We start from the raw sequence: 22,061 nt of genomic DNA, 5'->3' as shown, positions 1-22,061 counted from the left end.
AACCATTACTGGCATATGCGGCAATTTCCGTTAAACCTACTATGGAATCTTATTGGATTCCGGCTGCGGCATCTTGATCCATAAACCAAATTAGGTTATTGGAAGTAGGTGCCACCAAGGAAGCTGGATACGCCTTGTACCCATCTTCTTTTCCGATGATGGTTTTTACTTTTTCGGCCTTGTTTTCCCCAGTAACCAAAAATGCCACCGTCTTGGCATTGTTTATTATTTTTCCAGTAATGGTAATTCTTCGTTGACCTGAATCTGGGTGGATTGCAACCTCACAATTCTCCTTAGATTCCCATAATTCTATTTCATGTGGAAAAATGGAAGCAGTATGTCCGTCATCGCCCATACCCAATATCACTAAATCAAATTGGGGAATACCATTCGCCTTAGGCAACTGATCCTCCAATACGTTCCCATATCGGACCGCTTCTGTTTGCGGATCTGCCTCTCCCAATACGCGATGGATATTTCCTTCTGGAATATCTATCTTGGAAAGCAGGTGATCTACCGTCATTTTATAGTTACTCTCGGCGTCTGTTGGATCAACACAACGCTCATCGCCCCAATACAAATGTACTTTGGACCAATCTGTATCCTTTGCATTTTCAGACATATAATCGAACACCCCTTTTGGCGTACTACCCCCTGAAAGGGCAATATGCATCACTGTGTTGTTCTTAATCTGTTCTTCCAAATACTCGGAAAATCTCTTAGCAACCTCCGTCTTGGACGGGTCTACATTAGTTTTCATTATATATTACTTTTATAAATAGCTAATAGCCCCCTAATATTAGGGAGCTATATATTAATTTTAAGCTATGGGACCTAATCCCACTATTCTTCAATGCCTACTTCTATTTTAGAACGCAAAAGCCAGGATCGTCTGCCAAGCTTTCACCGGGATTTCGCCATCTAAGTTCTCCCTCTAGCAGATCGTCCGAGTTTTTGGGTCCCCATGTACCTGCAGAGTACCCATAGATATTGACATCGCTGCCATTTTCCCAGTAATCCAAAATAGGATCTACAAAGTCCCATGCCGCTTCCACCTCATCGGCACGTGCATATAGGGTGGCATCTCCTTGCATCGCATCCAATAATAGACGCTCATAGGCTTCCATCACGTTGTTTTCCTCCAATCCAGAGTAGTAAAAGTCTAAATTGGCGCGCTCTACCTTAAAGCCTTGTCCGGGAACTTTCACCCCAAACTTTATCAATATTCCCTCATCGGGCTGAATACGGATAATTAGCTGATTGTCCTTGCTATGCAAGTCAGAATTTTTAAATACCTGGTGGTGGGGCGACTTAAAATGGACTACTACCTCGGTAACCTTGGTAGGCATTCTCTTTGCCGTTCGCACATAAAAGGGAACGTCTTTCCATCTCCAGTTATCCACATAAAACTTCACGGCCGCATAGGTTTCGGTTTTGGAATTGGGGTCTACCCCCTCTTCTTCCCGGTATCCCTTAACCTTCTCCCCATTAATAACCGAAGAAAGATATTGGCCTCTAACCGTATTTTTAAAGAGCGTTTCTTCGTCACGCATCACACGGATAGATTTTAGGGCCTTTACCTTTTCGTTCCTAATTTCCAAGGCACTAGCATCTATAGGAGGCTCCATTACAATCAGGGAGACAATTTGCATCAGGTGGTTTTGGAACATATCGCGAAGCGCACCCGACTTATCATAATACCCTCCTCTTTTTTCTACTCCGCCACTTTCGGCATTGGTAATCTCTATATGATTGATATAGTTCCTATTCCAAAGCGGCTCAAAAATACTGTTAGAGAAACGGGTTACCAATAAATTCTGTACGGTTTCTTTTCCCAAATAATGATCTATCCTATAGATCTGGGATTCCTTAAAGTATTTTTGAAGTCCCTTATTTAATTTCTTAGCAGTCTCTAAACTGTAACCAAAAGGTTTTTCTACAATAATTCGCTTCCAACCATTGCTTTCATTATTCAGTTGCTGCTCCGAAAGGTTTTTGGCAATTACCTCGTATAAACTTGGCGGGGTAGACAAATAGAAAATATAATTCCCGCCAATGCTATACTTGGAATTCAAATCGGAAATCCTAGTGGCCAACTTACTGTATTCACGGCTATAGTCGTCCCCTAAATCTTCATAAAAGAATTTATCTGAAAAATCGTTAATCTCCTCCTCGGTAGCATCTTTCAACATATCCGAAAGGTGGGGACTTTCCAAAACTACCCTCTTTCTAAATTCGCCATCGGTTAAATTACTCCTACTAACCCCCAATACCACAAAGTTTTCTGGAAGCTGATTCGCCTTATATAACTTATATAAAGAAGGGACTAATTTTCTTGCCGTTAGGTCACCAGAGGCTCCAAAAATAACAAGCATTTGATTTGCTGTTTTGTTCATCTTATAAATATTGGAATATTAGTTCTTTTTGTTGGATTTTATAACAATGGATTAAAAAACCCATAAAATCACTACTTTTGAACTTTATTTTAGGCTGCGAAGATAAAACTTATTTAGCTTATACATTTTATAAACACGAACTCTTAACAAAAGTTACATTATTTTGTTAGGTTTTTTTAATAAACAAACATGGGAAATACATACGATTTTGGATTGATCGGACTAGGTGTTATGGGAAGGAACTTTATACTGAACGTAGCCGATAACAACTACTCTGCAATGGGTTACGACCTGGATAAGGAAAAAGCGGACGCTCTTATCGCTGAAGGGGAAGACACTAAGAAAGTAAATGCCACATCGGACATAAAGGAATTTGTAAACTCCCTAAGCACCCCCAGAAAAATTATGCTTTTGGTACCCGCTGGTAAAATAGTAGATTCTGTTATTGAGAGTTTATTGCCGCATTTGGATAAGAACGATTTAATTATTGATGGAGGGAATTCATTTTTCACCGATACAGACCGCAGGGAAGCTTATTTAAAAGAAAAAGGCATCCACTTTTTTGGATCAGGTGTATCTGGTGGTGCCAAAGGAGCCAGACGCGGACCCAGCATTATGCCAGGAGGAAACAAAGAGGCTTACAAAGAGGTACAGCCTATATTTGAAGCAGTATCCGCAAAATTTAAAGGGGAGCCTTGTGTAGCCTACCTGGGACCAAAATCGGCAGGTAACTACGTAAAAATGGTCCATAACGGAATAGAGTACGGCCTAATGCAGCTAACCTCCGAAATCTACGATATCCTGAAAAAAGCTGGAAACTTTAGTTACGAAGAACTCCACACCCTATTTGACAGTTGGAACAAAGGCAGGTTGCAATCCTTCCTTATTGAAATATCTGCAGAAATCTTTGAAAAAGATGACGACAAGGGCAATGGTAAATTAGTGGAGAAAATATTGGATAAGGCCAAGCAAAAAGGAACCGGTAAATGGACCTCCCAGAATGCGATGGACTTAGGGATTCCAATTCCTAGTATAGACATTTCCGTGAGCATGCGTCAGATTTCCGCCTTAAAGGACGAACGAGTTAAGGCCGATGAGCTTTACAACAGACCGAAAATTGCGGCCATGGACAAAGACGAATTGGCAAAATGGGCTGAAGAAGCACTTTACTTTGCCTTTATCACTACCTATGCCCAAGGACTTCACCAGTTATCCGATGCCTCTGTGGAATATGGATATGAATTGGACCTCTCTGTTATTGCTAAAATTTGGAGAGCCGGATGTATTATTCGCGCCGGATTATTGGAGGATATATCCAATGCCTATACGGAGGATAAAGAATTGAAAAATCTATTGCTATCGCCCAATTTTGTCCCTAAAGTACAAGCGACCGTAGGGGCAGCAAGGAATTTAGTAGCTTATGGAGCCAAAAATGGAATACCCCTACCAGGCCTATCCAATTCTTTAACTTATTTTGACGTTTATACTTCTGGAAGATTGCCCTTAAACCTAATTCAGGCGCAGCGAGACCATTTTGGATCGCACACCTATGAGCGTACGGATATGGAAGGTATTTTCCACACAGAATGGGAATAATATAAACCTATAAAAAGGTAGTTTTAAAACTCCCTCCTTGTATGGCAGCTAAAACCGTTGCCAGGAAGGAGGGAGTTTGTTTTTATAAGAATAGCTTGTTTGGGTTGAATCCTATGAACGCACCACTCCCCCATTAATCTACCCGCCTAAAGCCCGGATTACCACAGCTTACTCCCAAAACTACATAGATTACCAGAAGAAGGCCATACCCGCCTAACGGAGCTTATCAGCATATTAAATCCAGCTGAAATATTTATAAAAAAGCAGCCAAAAGAATAAGCTCACCTACCCTGGCTTACTGAAGTTTTGAGATCATTTTACGCAAAGTAGCACCCCCTAATCCAGTTGTATTTATTTTAGTGTAAATTTACTATCTAAAATATTGATGTTATGAACCCATCGGCCTCTGGTTGGATAGATAAATTTGGACATCTAGTTAAGAATGAGGATCAGTATTGCAACTCCTTTGAAACCCTATACGCCCAATTAAAGAAAACAGGTTTCGTATATGGTATAAACTTAAACGTTCCCTCTTTTATAGAAATAGAACACAGGCTTTCTGAAGATGAAATGGCAAAAATAAACCTATTGACCGGTTTATATTACACCTATAAATTTACCACTGGGAATACTGACTTTAAAGATTTTGTTAAGCGCTTACTTAGGTTTTACAAAGGCTTGGACATTGCTAAGATATCCTTCATAAATAAACTATTGATTGGCAGAAAAACCTCTGCCAAACTAGAATCGCTCATCAACTCCAGGATCTATTTGGAGGATAACTTAATCAGTAAAACCTTTAATAGCATCATTACCAACTCCCTTCTATTTATAGATGTACTAACTTTTAAACGTCATCTAGAAGGAGAGAAAAACAAAAAAGACATTGCGCACCGCATAGAGCATATTACCATCAACATAACCTACCACACCTTAAACTCTAAACAGAAAAGTAGGAATGACGAAAAGCTAGCCCAGCTCTTTGCTTCTTCCCTCACCTTTACCGAAAGCGGAGAAAATAGTGTGGACAGCAGTTACAGCAACAAGCAGTTACAGCAGTTTAAAACTTGTGAAAAACAATACTTTTTGGATGTGGCCTGTTTAACTGTTTGGGAAGATCAATCCTTGGCCTACACAGAATCCAAGTTTATTTTTGAATTGGGCGAGGACATGGGTTTCAGCAAATCCCACATTAGCAAATCCATATTTGAGGTTACTGAATTCTTTGAACTGAACGCCTCCAAAATTCCGCATTTAAAGGATCAAAATATGGCCGTACAATTCTATGAAAGCATGGCAAGAATTGTAAACAAATTAATCCTAAGAAATAGCAAAAGACTTCAAAAGGAATTATCGGAAAGCAAGGAATTAGTGTCCCTATTATCTAAGTCTACCGTTAAGGATTTAACTGCAGAAGAGAAAAAAAAGGTACAAGATCAGCTATTGGATATTTTTAAAAGCATTCCCTCCTTGGCCATATTTATTCTTCCCGGGGGTGCAGTTTTATTGCCGATATTTATAAAATTAATTCCTAAATTGCTACCTTCTTCCTTTGACGAGAATAGAGTGGATTAAAACCTCTGAAAAACCATCAAAAAACGCAGTATAAGGAAAATCTATACAAGGCTTTAAATTCACCTATCACTATATAAACCAACTAATTAACACCCACTACTCCAACCAATACTTGAAACTTTTTACACGTTCCCGACTCACAATGATCTCTTGGTCATTATACCTGTTCAGTTTAATCTGCAGCCTAGAATTGGTATAGGAAACAATGTCTTTAATATGATTTACATTCACATAGAACTTTCTACTTACCCTAAAGAAGAGATCGGGCTGTAGCTCTGGTTCCAGATTCTCCAAGGTGGTATCTAATAGATAATTTCTTCCTTCCACAGTAGCTGCATAGGTGCCTTTATTTTCGCTATAAAAACACTCTATCTCATCTGCATTTATAATTTTAAGGTGCTGCCCCACCGTCACCGTAAATCGCTTTTTATACTCCCTTTCCAAGGGATTTAAAAGCAACTTTTTAACATCTTCAAACTCCAGCGAAATTTGCTGTTTTTTAGGTCCGAAGGATCGATATTTTTTAACCGCTGTTTCCAACTCCTCCTCGTCAATCGGTTTTAACAGGTAGTCTATACTATTCAACTTAAATGCTTGAAGCGCATATTCGTCAAAAGCCGTGGTAAAGATTACGGAGCTCTTTATATCCACGGCCTCAAAAATCTCGAAAGAGAGTCCGTCCGAAAGTTGGATATCCAAGAAAACAAGATCTGGATGATCATTTTCTTGAAACCATAAAATAGCTTCTTCCACAGAATGCAACATGGTGGCCACTGCGACCTCCAAATTAGCCAACAAACGGCTTAATCTTCTTGCAGCTGCTTGCTCATCCTCTATAATTATTACTTTCATTTATTTGGTTAATGGGGTTATTGTTGCTACCGTATGCCCTTACTCTTCCATATATTTTTTAATTTGCTTTTCTTCCCAATTCCTTAGAAATCGGGGTTTCTTCCCAAATACGCTAAGTCCATGAAAAAACAGCCCTATTCCCCAGAATAACGGGGTGAATAATATATTCCAATCTATCCAATTTCTGAATCCTACTTCCATCACCTCATAGAATCCGGTATTGGCATACCTATATACCAAGTATATTATAAGGAGGCCCAAATTAATGGTGAGGTATGCAAATAAGTGGCTATAAAACCCCTTGATGACTGCAAGGCGTTTTTTAGCCCTTTCCAGCTTTTCACTATGTTCCTGATGCGCTTTCATTTTTTATATTTTTCCATTTCCTTTCTATCTTCCTCCATTATCTTTTTAATCTGTCGTTCTTCCCATTCCTTAGAAAAAAAGGGGCTGTAATTGAATGTTTTCGCAGCATGGAAAGCTACTCCAATCCCCCAGAATATCCAAACCGCAAAAGTTCCAAAATCCCAAAAAGCTTCCGAGAACGTCTCCCCCTCCTGGAGGTTTCTTGTTACCTTAATAGTAGAAATTACTAGATTGATGATTATGTAAAGGCCAAAATGAACATAAAACCCTTTAAGTTCCGCTATCCTTCTTATTGCCTTTTTCCGCCTATAATCGCTATTGTTTTCCATCGCTCGTTACTTTTTCCTTCAACTTTCAACTCCAACGCTCCCTATTATCTTCCTGTTCCATAAATTCCCTAATCTTTCGTTGTTCCCAATTTTTACCGAAGAGCGCATTGTAGCCAAAAACCTTAAACCCCTTAAAAACCAAGCTAATACCCAATCCAAAGACCACCCATAAAAACCATGGGGAACGCCATTCGTTCACGTAATAATTTATCCCTGCCACTAGGACAATGGTGAAAATCGAGGAGAACAAACTGTTATAGAACTTCTTAATTTCCGTCACTCTTGCTTTTGCCTTAAAATATTTATTTTCTTTTTCTGAATTTTCCATAGTTGTTTCTTTGTTGGATTAAATTTCGGAAGAACTTCCACTATAATTAAAAATATAGGTCCCAACTGTTAGGAAAGCGTCCTGAATTGTAGGTGTCATTCTCATAACCTTCCAATAGCATCCATAAACAGCTTCGATATCTAAAAATCATCGTCTTCCATTAATTTTCTCATGGTACGCTCCTCCCATCCCTTGCCCAATATGGGTGTACGTCCATGCGCATCCAATCCATGCATTACTACCCCAAACCCCCAACCAAGGGCGGGAAATACGACCCAGGGAAAAGAAGAGGTATTATAATTTATTAAGGCCAGTAAAGGCATTACAACTATATAGGCCGCTAAATTCCCGTAAAAACTCTTAAGGGTCTCTACCCGCTCCTTTGCCTTTTTATAGCGCTTCTCCTCAATGTCTAACTGTTGTGTCTCAAATCTATTTAACTTTTGGGTTAATAAGGGCAGGCGCACAATAAACTCACTATTTGATTTTTCTATTTCTACCTCTCTCTTAGATACAATTCCATAACGTTCTTGGATATTCTTAAGCCCCACTCCGCTACTTTTTTTAATCACCTGTTTCTCCTGGAAATTATTGCTTACGCATAACATACCATCTTCTTCGTAAACCCGTACTCGCAATGGCCTAGCTTTGGTAACTATATTGTGTTTTACCGCGTTCTCTAATAGCAACTGCAAGGAAAGGGGTACAATCCTGGCTTCTGGATTTGTACTTTTTTTTGGAATATCCAACACAATACTTTCTTCAAACCTCATCCTTAGTAATTTAATGTAGGTTTTGGCAAAGGCCAACTCTTCATCTACCGTTACCAGGTCCTTATTCTTCTGCTCTAGCACATACCTATATACCTTAGAAAGCGACGTAGTGAACCTTTGGGCCTGTAGGGGATCTTCTTCAATTAAACTGGTGAGAACGTTTAGACTATTGAATAAAAAATGTGGATCCAATTGGTTCTTTAGCGCATCAAATTTAGCCGATGCGGTTCCTGCGATGATTTTTTGCTCCTTTATCTTGCTCTCTTGCCTATATTTAAAATACCAGGCCACATAAAACAGGATGGATATAATGAGTGCTATAAGCATGGAAACCTTGTAATACTCCAACTTCTCCCCTTGAATAAAATTGGACAAGGGTATTTTGTCCAAACCGACTCTAAGCAATAGTCTAGCCATAAATATCCCAAAAAGTGATATAATGATATTGCCCGTTATACCAATTAATAAGGTTTTTTTAGCGAGAATTTGTTTCTTGTACTTAACAATTAGGAATTGAATCCAATACGCGTTTACTAGGTAAAGGATTACCGAGAAGATCATGTTTCTATAGTACTCCTGCCAGGCACGGTCATAACTAAATCCGCCTTCAAACCTACCCATGAAAAAGAAAATGGCAAGAAAAACAAAATAAATAAGGGTCCCAATAAGAAAGGCATTCCCAATATGTCTTAGAAATCGATTCATAGTGACAATTTAATTATAGGTAAGCTTGGTTAGTGCCATTTTAAACAGTGTGCAGGCTTAATACTTTTGGATTAAAGTTAGTGAAAAGTTAGCACCAGGGTCTAAGAATGGATAAAATTCGGCTATGCTTGCGTAAGGTTTGCCTGACCCATAATCTATCACATCCCATTTATTAACTCCCCCTTTACTATCTACGCTTTTCGTGGTCGCTATTTTTACCACATGGCTATCACTATCTAGGTTCTCCGCGGTATGGTCAACGATGAAGGCAATAATTATTAGAATGATTTTATGCATGGCAACATCCTTTTGCGGTTATAGCACAAAGATGGCGGTTAGTAGTAGTTCCATAAATTAGAAAGTTCCCAACTGTGACTATTGAAGGATGAATTGAAAAAAAGGGCTTTTTCTGAGTAGGATGGAAGCAGGCTTACCGAATTTCTGAAGAATTACCCCAATAAAAAAGAGGACGCACCCCTACGTCCTCTTCTATAAGTCAAGAATAAATTTACTCTCGAACTTATCAATTACTCTTACTTATGATATGTAAAATTACGTGTTAAATTTATAAATACCGTACTTTTTTACCAAAAAAAATAACGGTAACACTTAAATGCAGCACCTATAAGACAGAAAGCGTAGAGAGGTGGTCTATGCAGGCAAGGAAAGGTGGGTTGGAAACATGAGATCCATTAAATAATGGGAGTCTAACTAGCTGTAAAAAAGGGCAGAATAAATAATAAATCCATTATCCAATCAAATCCCCTACCTTTGCTTCTTATTATTTTACATATTATATGACATTTAAAGAATTAGGTATTATAGAACCTATCCTAAAAGCCCTAGCGGCAGAAGGCTATACAAAACCCACCCCAATTCAAGAGCAATCCATTCCCATTCTACTAAAAGGTAAAGATCTATTGGGCTGTGCACAAACCGGGACGGGTAAAACTGCCGCCTTTTCCATTCCCATTATCCAACAATTGGTTTTAGACCGTGAAGCAGATGGGCAGCAACGCAAAATTAGAACATTGGTAGTAACTCCTACCCGCGAATTGGCGATACAAATTGGAGAGAACTTCACCTCCTATGCCAGACATACCGGCATTAGAAATACGGTTATTTTTGGAGGGGTTAAACAGGGAAGACAAACCGATGCTCTTAAGAGGGGCGTAGACGTACTTATAGCAACTCCAGGAAGATTGTTAGACCTAATGAATCAAGGTTTCATCTCCCTTAAAGATATAAAGTACGCCGTATTGGATGAAGCAGACCAGATGCTGGACATGGGCTTTATTCACGATATTAAAAAAATTATTGCCAAACTACCCAACAACAGACAATCGCTTTTCTTTTCGGCTACCATGCCCAAGGCTATCGTTGAATTGTCCAGAAAACTATTGGGCGATTTTGAGCAAGTTACTATTAAACCTCAGCAGGCCACCGCGGAAAAGGTAGAACAAGCTATCTATTTTGTAGCCAAAAAGAATAAGCCCAAATTACTGACCCATCTACTGGAAAAAGACCCCAACGATTCTACCTTGGTATTTTCCAGAACCAAGCACGGTGCCAATAAAATTGTAAAACAATTGGCTAAAGCAGATATTAAAGCAGAAGCCATTCATGGCAACAAATCCCAGAATGCACGACAAAAGAGCTTGGGCGATTTTAAAAATGGGGATTTAAAGGTGCTTATTGCTACAGATATTGCCGCAAGGGGGATTGATGTAGAGGATTTATCCTTGGTGATCAATTACGACCTTCCCAATGTTCCTGAAACATACGTTCACCGTATTGGAAGAACTGGAAGGGCTAGTGCCAGCGGAATAGCAGTCTCATTCTGTGATGCAGAAGAAAGACCGTACTTAAAAAGTATCCAAAAGCTAATTAATCAGCAAGTACCCACCATTACAGACCATCCCTTTGTAGATGATGGCTTGGAGGAAGTGCCCTTACAGCCAGAAAAGAAGCACGGCAACCACAAGCAGCGACCACGAACCGGACATTCCAATCCGCGAGGGGGAAGAAATAACAATAGAGGAAGAAATACTAACCATAGACCTAAAAGGGATTAATCTCTTAAAGCGAATATTGAGTTATAACGACCGGGGCAAGAAATTGTCCCGGTTTTTTTTTTACAAAGGCACTTACCCTTATAAGCTCACAGAATAAAACTCCCCTTTTCACTCCCTTTTTTAATGATTAATCAATAATTTTTAGTTGGTCATTGAAAAAATAAGGATATTTAAGGCAGTATAAAATCACTTTAATCCATCTTATATTGTCCTTTATGAAAAGTTTGTTCTCTACCCTCCTTCTTGGAATTACTTTGTTTGCCATTCCGTTACACCTTTCGGCACAAACGACTAATTTGATAAGTTATAATATTAAGTACGACAACACCCATGACACCATCAATAATTGGAACGACCGAAAGGAAACCTTGGTGCAATTACTTCGGCATTACAATGCCGATATTGTGGGAATACAGGAGGGCCTTCACCGCCAAGTTACCTATTTAAATGGGGCGCTACCAGGGTTTGCCTATGTAGGCGTTGGCCGTGATGACGGTATGCAAAAGGGGGAATACACTGCTATTTTATACAATGCGGAAAAATTTAAAGTCTTAAAGACCAATACCTTTTGGTTGTCGGACACCCCCGAAAAAGTTTCTGTAGGCTGGGATGCTGCGCTGGAACGTATTTGTACCTACGCGCTCTTTGAAAATCTAGAAACAAAAAAGCAATTTTGGGTTTTCAACACCCATTTTGATCACCGAGGTACGAAGGCCAGATCCAATTCTGCCCAATTAATCTACAAGAAAATTAATGAGATTAATACCAAAGGCACGCCCGTAATTCTTATGGGTGACTTAAATTTAACCCCAGATACCAAGGCCATTCAGTTTTTACAGCAGTACTTGGCAGATGGCATGGAGATCACTAAAAAGCCCTTTTACGGTCCTGTAGGCACCTTTAATGCCTTTGATCTGGATAGGGTTATAACGGACCGGATAGATTATATATTTGTAAAAGATATAGAGGTTCTATCCTATACGCATATTGATGATAGATTGGCGAACAACAAACACATCTCGGACCACTTGCCCGTAATGATAACTATAGCCGAATAAAGCATCTTCTGTGGCTTATGGGGATCCATAAACAAGGAATAGTAAGTGCCCAGCAGTTGGGAAAGGAAACAAAATTTTAAAAGCATGGTATTATGTATATCCCATCACCTTACAAGAACAAAGACCAAAAAGAGATAAAGGAGTTTCTTAGGCAGAATAGCTTTGGGATACTGGTAAATAATACAGCGGGCAAGCCTTGGGCTACCCATACTCCCTTGGAACTAGATGTGGATATGGATGGGAACGATGTATTGGTTGGACATATATCTAAAGCCAATCCACAGTGGAAATATTTTAGGGAGGACAAGGAGGTACTAGCCATTTTTAATGGACCACATAGTTATATCTCTTCCTCCTGGTATAAGGAAGAAGAAGTTCCCACTTGGAATTATATAGCGGTTCATGTGTATGGGACTATTAAAATATTGGATAAGAAGGCTGTCCTAGAGTCGCTTCACAAGCTTGTGGACAAACACGAAAAGGGAGTGGACAACCCCATTTCAATAGATGACCTATCACCTGAAACCATGAAGCAAATTAACGGGATTGTAGGTTTCCAAATCCATATTACGGAGCTTCAAGCCACCTATAAGTTATCCCAAACCCGTATGGAAGACCACCCTCAAATTATAGCAGAACTGAATAAATATGAAGGCAGTGGTTCTAAAGAAATAGCAAAGCTGATGAAAAATAGCAACTGCCCCCGCTAGTGACCGATTAGGGGTTCAACTTTAAAACTAATACAACAAATGACAGCTCTTGACAAAGAAAAGAAACTGGCGGCCTTGGAAGCAGTGAAGTATGTAAAACCTGGGATGACGGTAGGGTTAGGCACAGGTAGCACTGCCTCCATAATGATTAAAGAATTGGGGAGGCTGCATAAGGAGGGTTTGCATATTACAGGCGTCCCCAGCTCAGAAAGCACAAAAAGGCTGGCAACGGACTTGGGCATCCCGTTGGTATCCCTGGAGAATGCAGACCGAATAGACCTTACCATAGATGGTACGGATGAGTTTGACCCATACCTGCAATTGATTAAAGGCGGCGGTGGGGCCTTGTTACATGAAAAAATACTAGCCTACAATTCTGAGCTTGTCATTATCATTGCCGATTCCCAAAAACAGGTAAACCGGTTAGGGGATTTTAAGCTCCCTGTAGAAACCATCCCCCTGGCCACCAAGAAGATAGTGCACTCCCTAACACAAATGCAGCTACTACCCACAATAAGGAAAAAGGACAGCAGCTATTTCATCACTGATGAAGGCAATTATATTGTAGATGTCACCATAAAACAACCTACTAATATTCCCTTACTGGATTACCAACTAAAACAAATCCCCGGTGTTGTGGAAACCGGCCTATTTATAGATTTGGCAGATATTATAATTATGGGAAAGGAAGACAGCACCCTCACCTTTAAAAGATAGGTGCTTTGTTAATGGGAAATATATAATTTCCCTAAAATATTAGGGCGTTTTATTATTTGTCAAGGAGTACCTCCTATATGGTATGTAAATGTCTAAAGAGTCGTTTTTTAAAAGTCTTACTTACTGGAATCACCTTCCTATTAATCTCTAAGTGGTGCTCTCCCACTACATCCAATTTTGAGATATTTACCATATAAGAGCGGTGTACCCTTATAAATTTTTGGCAATTTAGCTCCTCTTCTAACACTTTTAAAGTAGTACTAATTAAATAGGTTCCTTTAGGGGTTACCAGGATACTGTAATTCCTATCAGCCTCGATGTATAAAATATCGTCTAACAACAGCTTAATCATCTTACCATTATGGCGAACAAAAATACGATCGGCCATCACCTGTACCTGTCCTGTTCTATTACTATCCCTATCCTTGTTCTCCTTTAACTGTTCCTCTACCAAGGCTATGGTACGCTGCAGGTCTAGGTTGCTAAAGGGCTTGGAAATAAAGGCGTAGGGATGGGTAGTCTTTGCCCTGGCAAAAGTGGGTTCATCGGAATTTGCGGTTAAATAAATAATGGGCACATTATGGGTTTCCTGTATCTTGGAGGCGGTTGCTATTCCGTCTAGAGCCCCCCTAAGGTTGATATCCATTAATATAATATCGGGCTTGTTAGCCTTCGCATGTAGCACAGCTTCTTCCCCTCTGGGAACCACTCCAGTAATCTCGTAGCCCGCATTGGATAACTGCAAAGAAATATTAGCTGCGATAATCATATCGTCCTCAACAATTAAAATCCTTGTTTTTTCTTCCATATCTAGGCTGCTTTATGTAGTTGAAACTCAAAGAAAATATCAGTCCCTTTATTATTCTTTAATCGCATCTTACCGTCCAATTGTTGGGTTAGCAACTTTACTAATTGGGTGCCAAAACCAGTACCTTGCACTTCGGTTTCCTCTGTAAAACCCACTCCGTTATCCATAACCCGTAATTCCAAAACCGAGTCGGTCTCCTCTAACTCTATCGTAATTGTCCCCTCTACATTACCCGGAAAGGCATATTTCAAGGAATTGGTAACCAGCTCGTTTACAATAAGACCAATGGGAGTGGCGATATCCACATTAAGTTCAATATCCTTCATTTTGTAAACCATGGTAATCCTATCCCGGGCCCCATAGGAATCTAGAATGTAATCCGCCAATTTTATAAAATAGGTCCTCATCCCAATAGAAGTTAGTCGTTTCCCATGATATAAGTTTTGATGAATCATGCTCATACTCTCAATTCGGCTTTGGATTTGGAACATGGCATCCTTAATGTTTGCATCCTTAATCTGCGCCGTTTGAAGTGATAATAAGCTTGAGACCACCTCTAGATTATTTTTCACCCTATGGTGAATTTCCTTTATAAGAAATTCCTTTTCATCGTTTTGGAGCTGTAGCAATACATTCTTCTTGCGATTGTTTTTAATGGCAACAAAACCTAGAATTACTAAAAACAGTAATAATCCTGTAATGATAAAGCTCAGTATCTGGTTGGTGTTCTGCTTTCTTATTTTAGTCTGCTGCAAAAGAATAGTGTTCTCCTTCTGCGCAACATCAAACTCCGTTTGTAACAAGGCGATGCGCTGATCGGACTCGGCATTAAACACAATCTTCTTTAATTTATCATACTCGGAAAATGCCTTATAGGCCTCCCTATAATTGTGATTTCCTGCCAAGGCCTTCCCCAGGGCTTCGTAGGCCTGACTTAGGTAATATTCGTCCCCAAAATTTTCTGTCGCTACCTCAATCGATTCCTGAAGGCTTTCAATAGCACTGCTGTACTTTCCCTGTAAATTTTGCAATTTCCCCACAGAGAGATAGGCTCGCATTAAGAGAAAGTTATTATCTAGCAACTTGGCATATTTAATGGCGTTTTTTCCAGCCTTTTCTGCTGCTTCATAATTATCTAAGGAACAATACAGCTCTACCAGGGAAATATAAATATCACTTAGGTTATTATAGAACCCGTATCGTTCCCCAATAGCCTTGGCATGATCATAAAATTTAAGGGCGTTATCATATTCTTGCAGCATCAGGTAGTTATTACCCACCACATAAAGGGTAAAGTCATAATCCAAATCATTGATTCCCCGCTCTTCAAATATATTTATGGCCTTAAGTCCATATTCTAGCCCCTTTATAAACTTGGACTGTTTCCAGAAAATTTTACTAAGGTCGCTATAAGCCAGTGCAATGGCTTTTTTATCCTGAAAAAGATTCCCCAATCGCAAGGACTCCAAAACATAGCCAGCCGCTTTGTCTAACTGTCCCCTCCGTTCATAAACATAGCCCATTTGTGTGTTTAAAAAGGCTAAATCCCTCTCTGGCACCTTAGCCATAGCCTCTTCCAATACAGTTTGGGCACTATCCAATTTCTCCATTCGCAGTAATATGGCCCCTTGGGTAATCTGAAACCGGCCATGCCACAGGGTATCGGAATTTAAGGTGGTGAGCTGCAATCCCATTTCCGTACATTGGATTGCCTTTTTTAAATTTCGTGTATGCCAATAATAGGAGAGATCGTTCAATATGGAATATTGTAAGGTATCATTATTGGTCACCTTGCTATAGGCATCCCTTAAATCGTCCAAATACGATTCACCAAAATTGTCGGTATCTACAAAAACCCTTTGGTATTCTGGCGACTGTCCATGCAGAAACATGCTGAACAATAAATATAGAAGAATAGTGAATTTGATTGGTCTTCCCATTTCTGCACCCTTTAAAATAGGTCGTAAGAAGTCGGGATACTAAATATACAATTTTTTTAATTAATCCTTTGATAAAAAATACCATTCACTCGGATACCATTCCTATCGCTTCGTCCCCATCTGGTTGTGTAGGCTGGTTATATGCACTTATTTAGTAGGATAGGGAGGTTTTAACGGAACGGAGACCGAGGCTAGATGTACGTTCCAATATTATTTTAAGCGGGTAACCTACTCCTTACCCATCAACTATATAATTAATCCATGCCTCTTAGATTTCCTCACTAGGATGAATAAGAAGTATAACCTAACACATCAATATCATGAGAACATTCAGAAAAATGGCGATCCTTACACTACTCATTTTCCAAGGATCCCTTGTAATACAAGCCCAATCAGAAAAGAATCAGGCCTACTATATTCATGAAGACCAAGTGAAACCATCTATGATCCAAAAGTACGAGGCGGTTTCCAAGGACTTTATGGACGCCTTTAAGGAACACAACATACAAGGGTTAAGTTGGATGGTAGCCTCCACTACCACTGGTCGGTATTTCAATATATCCCCTATAGAGAATATGGCTGAACTGGATAAAAACGTGATGGCCCCCTTGGCCGAAAAATTGGGAAAAGATGCATGGCAAGACCTCTTTAGACGCTTTAATGAATGCTATGACAAGCATGGTGACTACATTATCTACCTTAATAAGGAGCTCACCTATATGCCCGATGGGATTAACATTAATACTGAAGGTCAGAATTTTAGAAAATGGCACTTTTTACACGTCACCCCAGACAATATTCAGAACCTTAAGGGGAAATTAAAAGAGCTGAAAGCCCTATATGCTAGTAAAGGTTCCAAGGAATACTATCGAATATATCATAACGGATTTGGCAATATGGGCGATTATTACCTAGCCGTAGTGTCTGCGGTAGATGCAGAGGATTATGCCAAAAAATCCAAGGAAAACGAACAATTGTTAGGAGAGGAAGGACAGAAACTATTTCAGGAATTATTTCAATACGTCCATAAATACGAAACCGAGACCGGAAGTATGCACCCAGAACTGGCCTATACACCCCAAAACTAATCGTATATGTTAAGATCAGTCATAGCTATAGGACTCATTCTTCTACTGGGCAGCTCCTGTGAAAGTCAAGAAAAACGTTACACCCAAGATTCCCCGGAAATTGATATAGTTAAATCATTGATTAAAAATTACAATGATAAAACCTACGATATCGGTATGTATGCAGACACCTCGGAAACACGATATAATTCTACTAACGGATCCTTGTCTCCAAGTGAGGTAATAGCATACCACCAAGAAAATGATGCCAATTTTGCATCACGTGGCTTTTTAGACAATGAACCCGAATACGAAATGATAGTAAACGATGACGGAGAGGTATGGGTTAACTGTTGGTTAGATTGGAAAGGGGAGTTGGCAGCAAACAAGGAAGTAATAACCATTCCCATACATTTAACCTATCAGTTTAAAGAAGGTAAAATTGTAAGAGAGATTGGACTATGGGACCGGGCACCACTACTTGTGGCGCTTCAAAAAATAGCGACCAACAATAGTATGAATGCAGATGAGAAAGCTATACAAGCTACCATCACAAACATTGCAAAAGCCTGGAATACCAATGACGTTGAGTTGATGAACTCCAATATGGCCAGCAACCTTACTAGAAGTGATAATGGGAATGTTATAGCCAGAAATCCGTCGGAATATGGAAGTTTCATGGAATTGTATCACAGTGCGTTCCCAGACTTTAAGGTAGCGATAGACAATACGGTCATCCAAGGGAACAAGGCCCATTTACATTGGACCTGTACCGGTACCAACACCGGTCAATTTATGGAGAATAAGCCCACAGGAAAAGAAATTAAAACCCATGGGTATAGTATATGGACTTTTGATAATTCTGGGAAGGCGATACAAGAGGAGGCCTTTTATGACAACCTAGTGGTGTATCAGCAACTGGGGTATAGCATGCCCACCCTTAATAACTAGAAACTACAAAAACCTAACAGCATAAACCATCCTATATTTTTGGGGGAGACTAGGATAGTTTCCTGTTAGGTTTCTTAAAAGACAGCAAGTCAGGTGTTTTAATTTCTACTCCGCCTCACTGACAGGAATGCTTGGGAAGGTATTTAGCCTTTGCCATTCCCCTCTATACTAGTGGCAGCAATTAATTAGCATAATTTATAGACACCATGGAACAAGTACCACCAATCACAATCATTGCCACTCCCAGATTTAGAAGGGTAGCAGTGTTATTTTTTCTAGTCTGCATTAGCCATTACTTGGGAATAGCACAAGATAAAAACCTAGAGAATAATATTCAAATTTATACGCAGGTATGGGATAAGGTCCTAAACAATGGTGAAATTGACCAAATTAACTCCCAGAACTTCGATACCAGTATTACTTTGATAACCAATCCAGATTCTATAGTGGGCATTGATAAATTTAAGGCCTACTACCAACATTTTATCACGGGTTTTTCCAACATTAGTTTTTCCATAGTAGACATCTTTGGACAGGACGATAAACTGGTTAAACACTGGAATTTTACAGGAACTCATACGGGCGACTTTTTTGGGATTCCCGCTACGGGAAATACTGTAAACATTAACGGGGTAACCCTTGTAAAAATGAGGCAGGGAAAAATTGCCCAAGAACAGGATTTCATGGATAATATGGTGTTTCTACAGCAACTGGGAATACAGTCCGACCCACATAATATGACGGTGGTCGATAGCATTTACAATTCCTTTTCCATCGGAGATATCCCCACGGTATTAAGCTTAATGGACCCCAATATTGTGTGGAACGAAGCGGAAGGCAATTCCTATGCCGATGGGAATCCCTATAAGGGACCACAGGCGGTCTTAGACGGAATATTTACCCGTATAAAGGAAGATCATGAATTCTTTAAATTAGCTGATATTCAGCTATATGAAATGGCAAACAATCAGGTATTGGCCACGTTGCGGTACCGTGCTACCTTGAAAAAGAATGGTGCACCCATTGATGCGCAAGCTGCTCATTTATGGAGTTTGAAAGGCAGAAAAATCATTAGGTTTCAACAGTTTGTGGATACCAAACAACTGCATGAAGCATTAGGCAGATAGAACTGACTAGGACACTAATAGCGAGCATCCTTTACAGGATAGATCATGGATGTGCTATAAACACCCCCTAGCCCACTAATTAAATAATAATTTAAAATATCAAGATCATGAAAAATGCCATACTTACATTATTTCTTATACCCTTCCTCGCACTCTCACAGAACAATGAGGGTTATACCATCCTGGAAAATGGAATGATTACCCCAGACCCTGCTAAAATCACCGAATTTGAATCGGGTTTGGCCGCCCATAATAAAACCTACCATGGGGAGGGTCTTTATGGAGCCAGGGTCTATTGGATTGCAAGCGGAAAAAACACCGGCAGTTATATGTGGGTCATGGGACCACTTCCTTGGAGTGAGTTAGACAAGCGTCCGGCCCAAAAGGAACACGATAACGATTGGACAAACAACGTTATGCCCTATGTATTGCCACAGGGAGAGCAGACCTATTGGAAATTCCACCCAAACCTATCTAATTACCCCAAGGATTTTACCATAAAGAATATTCTGGTAGACATTTATGATGTAAAACGGTTTAAAGGCAGCAAATTACTGCCCATGTTAAAAAAAATCCATAAAACGATGGTAGAAAAGTTTCCCGAGGAAACATTTGGGATGTACACCAATGAATTGTCTAGCATGACCGATGGTAAGGATTTGGCCTATGTTTCCTTCTTTGAAAATTCGTCCTGGATGGGAATCGATGGAAAATTTTCGGAAAAATTTGATGAGACACACGGTGCAGGCAGTTTTGAGAAATTTTTAGAAGACTGGGAAGATATAACGCACGGAAAATACTCCTCCGAAATATGGATCTACCGCGAGGATCTAAGCGGATTAAGTGGAGAACTCAAGGCTATGGCCCGTCAGTAATATTATTTGAATTAGCTGTCAATATAACACTTCCTTATGGACCAATGCCTATAAACCCGGGAATCACTCCTGGGTTTATTTATGCTTCACCCCTAGTTAGAAGTTGCCAACAAACTCAAGGAATGAGCTAGACGCGCCCTAAAAAAGCGCACCCAACTCTTCCATATATCATTAAATATGAGTATCTTAAAGGTATACTAACATATAAATACAAAAGTCATGGCTACAATAAAATCCTTGAACAAATGGGCCAATGCACACACTTATTATCCCTTGGATTTAGTACGCATAGCTTTGGGAGTCTTTCTTTTTATGAAGGGAGTAGACTTTATGTCTAACCACCAACAAATGGCCGAAATGATAAGGCCCTTCCAGGATTTACCTGGTGGAATGCTAATAATGCACTATGTAGCACCTGCACATTTTTTAGGCGGATTCTTATTGGTGATTGGCCTATTGACTAGATGGGCGGTATTGGCACAAATGCCCATAATTATAGGGGCCATCATGGTGAATTTCTTAGGGGAAATGAATGTGAACAACCTTATTTTAGCTTCCATTGTTTTTATTCTTTTGGTATTCTTCCTGCTTTATGGCTCAGGAAAACACTCGGCAGATTACTATCTGAAGATGCAGAAATAAACCACTGTTGTTTAAGAATCACCTAAGAATTTTCCTGTCATCAAATCCAGGATAGCCCATTGTATAGATGACCACAACCCCAAAAACACTTCAACGCAAGGCTTGGAGAATACCTACCTCACATAACATATAAAGCACTCACTATGTTCGCGGACTATAATTCTAACCCCAAAAAGATGTGTTTTTTCATTAATGGTAAACACATTCTTAGCGGATGGCTAGTTGCTGTATTACTCCTTTTCTTAATGAGCGGTTGTGTATTGGAGAATGAGGACTCCCCACCTAAGGACACTACAGACGATGATTTGGCCGTCGGTACGGATCCAGTATCCTTTACAGTAATAGGAGACGTACCCTATTCGGAGGAGCAACGAGATGGATTACTAGAGTTGATCAATAAACATAACGCCAGTGACCCTTCGGAATTTGTGGTCCATGTGGGCGATATAAAACCGGGTGCCGTATCCTGTGAAGAACCAATCTATAAGGATGTGGATAGTATCCTAAGATTATTTGAGGCACCTACCTTTATTGTTTTAGGGGATAACGAATACAACGATTGTGATAATCCAGCTCAAGGCTTGGAGTATTGGAAGAAGTATTTTTTACACTTTAATAAAAACTGGACTTTTAAGCCCGAGGTGACTTACCAAGCAGCGCGAACTGAAAATTTTAGTTGGACCATGGAGAAGGTATTGTTCATTGGCATCAATTTGGTAGGAAGCAATGTTCATGATGCAGGAGAATGGCAAACTAGATTAACGGATAATGGGAATTGGGTAAAGAAATTGATGGAGGAACAACAGGAGACGGTTGCTGCAGCCGTCATTTTTGGTCATGCTAATATTGTGGAAGCGGGGCCAGAGAAATTTCAAGTTTATACGGATGCGTTTAGGTTGGCCTCCAAATCTTTTGGCAAACCCGTGCTCTATGTACAGGGGGATGGTCATATCTGGTACCAGAATAAACCTTGGCCAGAGAAAAATATTACCCGATTACAAATCGATGGTGGAATTAAAGCCGTTAAGATCACTGTAGATCTACACAAGGACAGTCCATTTGTATTTGATCGTACTTTTTTGGATTAAAGTGGACTTTATTCCATTCCTATTGGGGTAGGCTAACCCTATTAGCCATAAAACACCTTAGCCCTCCCCTTTTACCATCGTCT

The 22,061-nt window shown here is 39.8% G+C and carries 21 protein-coding genes; 12 read left to right on the top strand and 9 right to left on the bottom strand.

What is annotated here, in order from left to right:
- Positions 1-49 precede the first annotated feature (49 nt).
- Entirely contained in the window at positions 50-760 is a 711-nt protein-coding gene (gene pgl / locus F1E73_RS11155) for a 6-phosphogluconolactonase (RefSeq protein WP_086477788.1), read from the bottom strand.
- Between the two features lie 103 nt (positions 761-863).
- Positions 864-2,396, bottom strand: coding sequence for a glucose-6-phosphate dehydrogenase (gene zwf, locus F1E73_RS11150; protein WP_086477789.1), 1,533 nt, complete (start codon positions 2,394-2,396; stop codon positions 864-866).
- Between the two features lie 189 nt (positions 2,397-2,585).
- Here zwf and gndA point away from each other — a divergent pair, with 189 nt between their 5' ends.
- Together gndA and F1E73_RS11140 are read left to right on the top strand one after the other, a co-directional pair.
- Positions 2,586-3,992 carry an NADP-dependent phosphogluconate dehydrogenase gene (gene gndA, locus F1E73_RS11145; protein WP_086477790.1) on the top strand — a complete coding sequence of 469 codons (1,407 nt, stop codon included), beginning with the start codon at positions 2,586-2,588 and terminating at the stop codon, positions 3,990-3,992.
- A 390-nt stretch (positions 3,993-4,382) separates the two neighbouring features.
- A complete protein-coding gene (locus F1E73_RS11140; protein WP_086477791.1) occupies positions 4,383-5,567 on the top strand; it encodes an LETM1-related biofilm-associated protein in 1,185 nt (394 codons plus the stop codon).
- Positions 5,568-5,663: 96 nt separating this feature from the next.
- Here the strand turns inward: F1E73_RS11140 and F1E73_RS11135 are convergent, their stop codons facing one another.
- The 5 genes from F1E73_RS11135 to F1E73_RS11115 all read right to left on the bottom strand — a co-directional run bounded on the left by F1E73_RS11135 (position 5,664) and on the right by F1E73_RS11115 (position 8,920).
- Positions 5,664-6,419: a LytR/AlgR family response regulator transcription factor gene (locus F1E73_RS11135; RefSeq protein WP_086477792.1), complete on the bottom strand. Its 756-nt coding sequence runs from the start codon at positions 6,417-6,419 to the stop codon at positions 5,664-5,666.
- 39 nt (positions 6,420-6,458) lie between these two features.
- Positions 6,459-6,785: a 2TM domain-containing protein gene (locus F1E73_RS11130; protein WP_150451934.1), complete on the bottom strand. Its 327-nt coding sequence runs from the start codon at positions 6,783-6,785 to the stop codon at positions 6,459-6,461.
- Positions 6,782-7,114 (bottom strand): 2TM domain-containing protein, encoded by a 333-nt coding sequence (locus F1E73_RS11125; protein WP_150451933.1) that lies wholly within the window; start codon positions 7,112-7,114, stop codon positions 6,782-6,784. Before F1E73_RS11125 ends, F1E73_RS11130 begins: the two co-directional genes overlap by 4 nt.
- 25 nt (positions 7,115-7,139) lie before the next feature.
- Positions 7,140-7,442, bottom strand: coding sequence for a 2TM domain-containing protein (locus F1E73_RS11120; RefSeq protein WP_086477795.1), 303 nt, complete (start codon positions 7,440-7,442; stop codon positions 7,140-7,142).
- A gap of 140 nt (positions 7,443-7,582) precedes the next feature.
- Positions 7,583-8,920, bottom strand: a complete 1,338-nt coding sequence (locus tag F1E73_RS11115; protein ID WP_150451932.1) for a histidine kinase — start codon at positions 8,918-8,920, stop codon at positions 7,583-7,585.
- 797 nt (positions 8,921-9,717) lie between these two features.
- Here F1E73_RS11115 and F1E73_RS11110 point away from each other — a divergent pair.
- From F1E73_RS11110 to rpiA, 4 genes are all read left to right on the top strand, one after another.
- Complete coding sequence (locus F1E73_RS11110) at positions 9,718-10,995, top strand: DEAD/DEAH box helicase (protein ID WP_150451931.1); 1,278 nt, start codon at positions 9,718-9,720, stop codon at positions 10,993-10,995.
- A 215-nt stretch (positions 10,996-11,210) separates the two neighbouring features.
- A complete protein-coding gene (locus F1E73_RS11105) occupies positions 11,211-12,053 on the top strand; it encodes an endonuclease/exonuclease/phosphatase family protein (RefSeq protein WP_191089008.1) in 843 nt (280 codons plus the stop codon).
- A gap of 92 nt (positions 12,054-12,145) precedes the next feature.
- Positions 12,146-12,763: an FMN-binding negative transcriptional regulator gene (locus F1E73_RS11100; protein ID WP_086477799.1), complete on the top strand. Its 618-nt coding sequence runs from the start codon at positions 12,146-12,148 to the stop codon at positions 12,761-12,763.
- A gap of 39 nt (positions 12,764-12,802) precedes the next feature.
- Positions 12,803-13,480: a ribose-5-phosphate isomerase RpiA gene (gene rpiA / locus F1E73_RS11095; protein WP_086477800.1), complete on the top strand. Its 678-nt coding sequence runs from the start codon at positions 12,803-12,805 to the stop codon at positions 13,478-13,480.
- 73 nt (positions 13,481-13,553) lie between these two features.
- Here rpiA and F1E73_RS11090 read toward each other — a convergent pair whose 3' ends face one another.
- Entirely contained in the window at positions 13,554-14,288 is a 735-nt protein-coding gene (locus F1E73_RS11090; RefSeq protein WP_086477801.1) for a LytR/AlgR family response regulator transcription factor, read from the bottom strand.
- 2 nt (positions 14,289-14,290) lie between these two features.
- Complete coding sequence (locus F1E73_RS11085; protein WP_150451930.1) at positions 14,291-16,228, bottom strand: tetratricopeptide repeat-containing sensor histidine kinase; 1,938 nt, start codon at positions 16,226-16,228, stop codon at positions 14,291-14,293.
- A gap of 320 nt (positions 16,229-16,548) precedes the next feature.
- Between F1E73_RS11085 and F1E73_RS11080 the strand changes: the two genes are divergently transcribed.
- From F1E73_RS11080 to F1E73_RS11055, 6 genes are all read left to right on the top strand, one after another.
- The gene (locus F1E73_RS11080; protein ID WP_086477803.1) at positions 16,549-17,316 is read left to right on the top strand and encodes a hypothetical protein; all 768 of its coding nucleotides are present in this window, start codon (positions 16,549-16,551) and stop codon (positions 17,314-17,316) included.
- A gap of 6 nt (positions 17,317-17,322) precedes the next feature.
- Positions 17,323-18,246 (top strand): ester cyclase, encoded by a 924-nt coding sequence (locus F1E73_RS11075; protein WP_086477804.1) that lies wholly within the window; start codon positions 17,323-17,325, stop codon positions 18,244-18,246.
- Positions 18,247-18,452: 206 nt separating this feature from the next.
- Positions 18,453-19,373 (top strand): ester cyclase, encoded by a 921-nt coding sequence (locus F1E73_RS11070; protein WP_086477805.1) that lies wholly within the window; start codon positions 18,453-18,455, stop codon positions 19,371-19,373.
- A gap of 107 nt (positions 19,374-19,480) precedes the next feature.
- The gene (locus F1E73_RS11065) at positions 19,481-20,248 is read left to right on the top strand and encodes a hypothetical protein (protein WP_086477806.1); all 768 of its coding nucleotides are present in this window, start codon (positions 19,481-19,483) and stop codon (positions 20,246-20,248) included.
- Between the two features lie 219 nt (positions 20,249-20,467).
- Positions 20,468-20,890, top strand: a complete 423-nt coding sequence (locus F1E73_RS11060; protein WP_086477807.1) for a DoxX family protein — start codon at positions 20,468-20,470, stop codon at positions 20,888-20,890.
- A gap of 143 nt (positions 20,891-21,033) precedes the next feature.
- Positions 21,034-21,978 (top strand): metallophosphoesterase, encoded by a 945-nt coding sequence (locus F1E73_RS11055; RefSeq protein WP_140157755.1) that lies wholly within the window; start codon positions 21,034-21,036, stop codon positions 21,976-21,978.
- The last annotated feature ends 83 nt before the right edge of the window (positions 21,979-22,061 follow it).

It is taken from the genome of Arenibacter lacus, assembly GCF_008711145.1.
Classification (GTDB): Bacteria; Bacteroidota; Bacteroidia; order Flavobacteriales; family Flavobacteriaceae; genus Arenibacter; species Arenibacter amylolyticus.
Note: the sequence above shows the minus strand (reverse complement) of the source record. Positions and strands in the feature narration are given on the sequence as shown.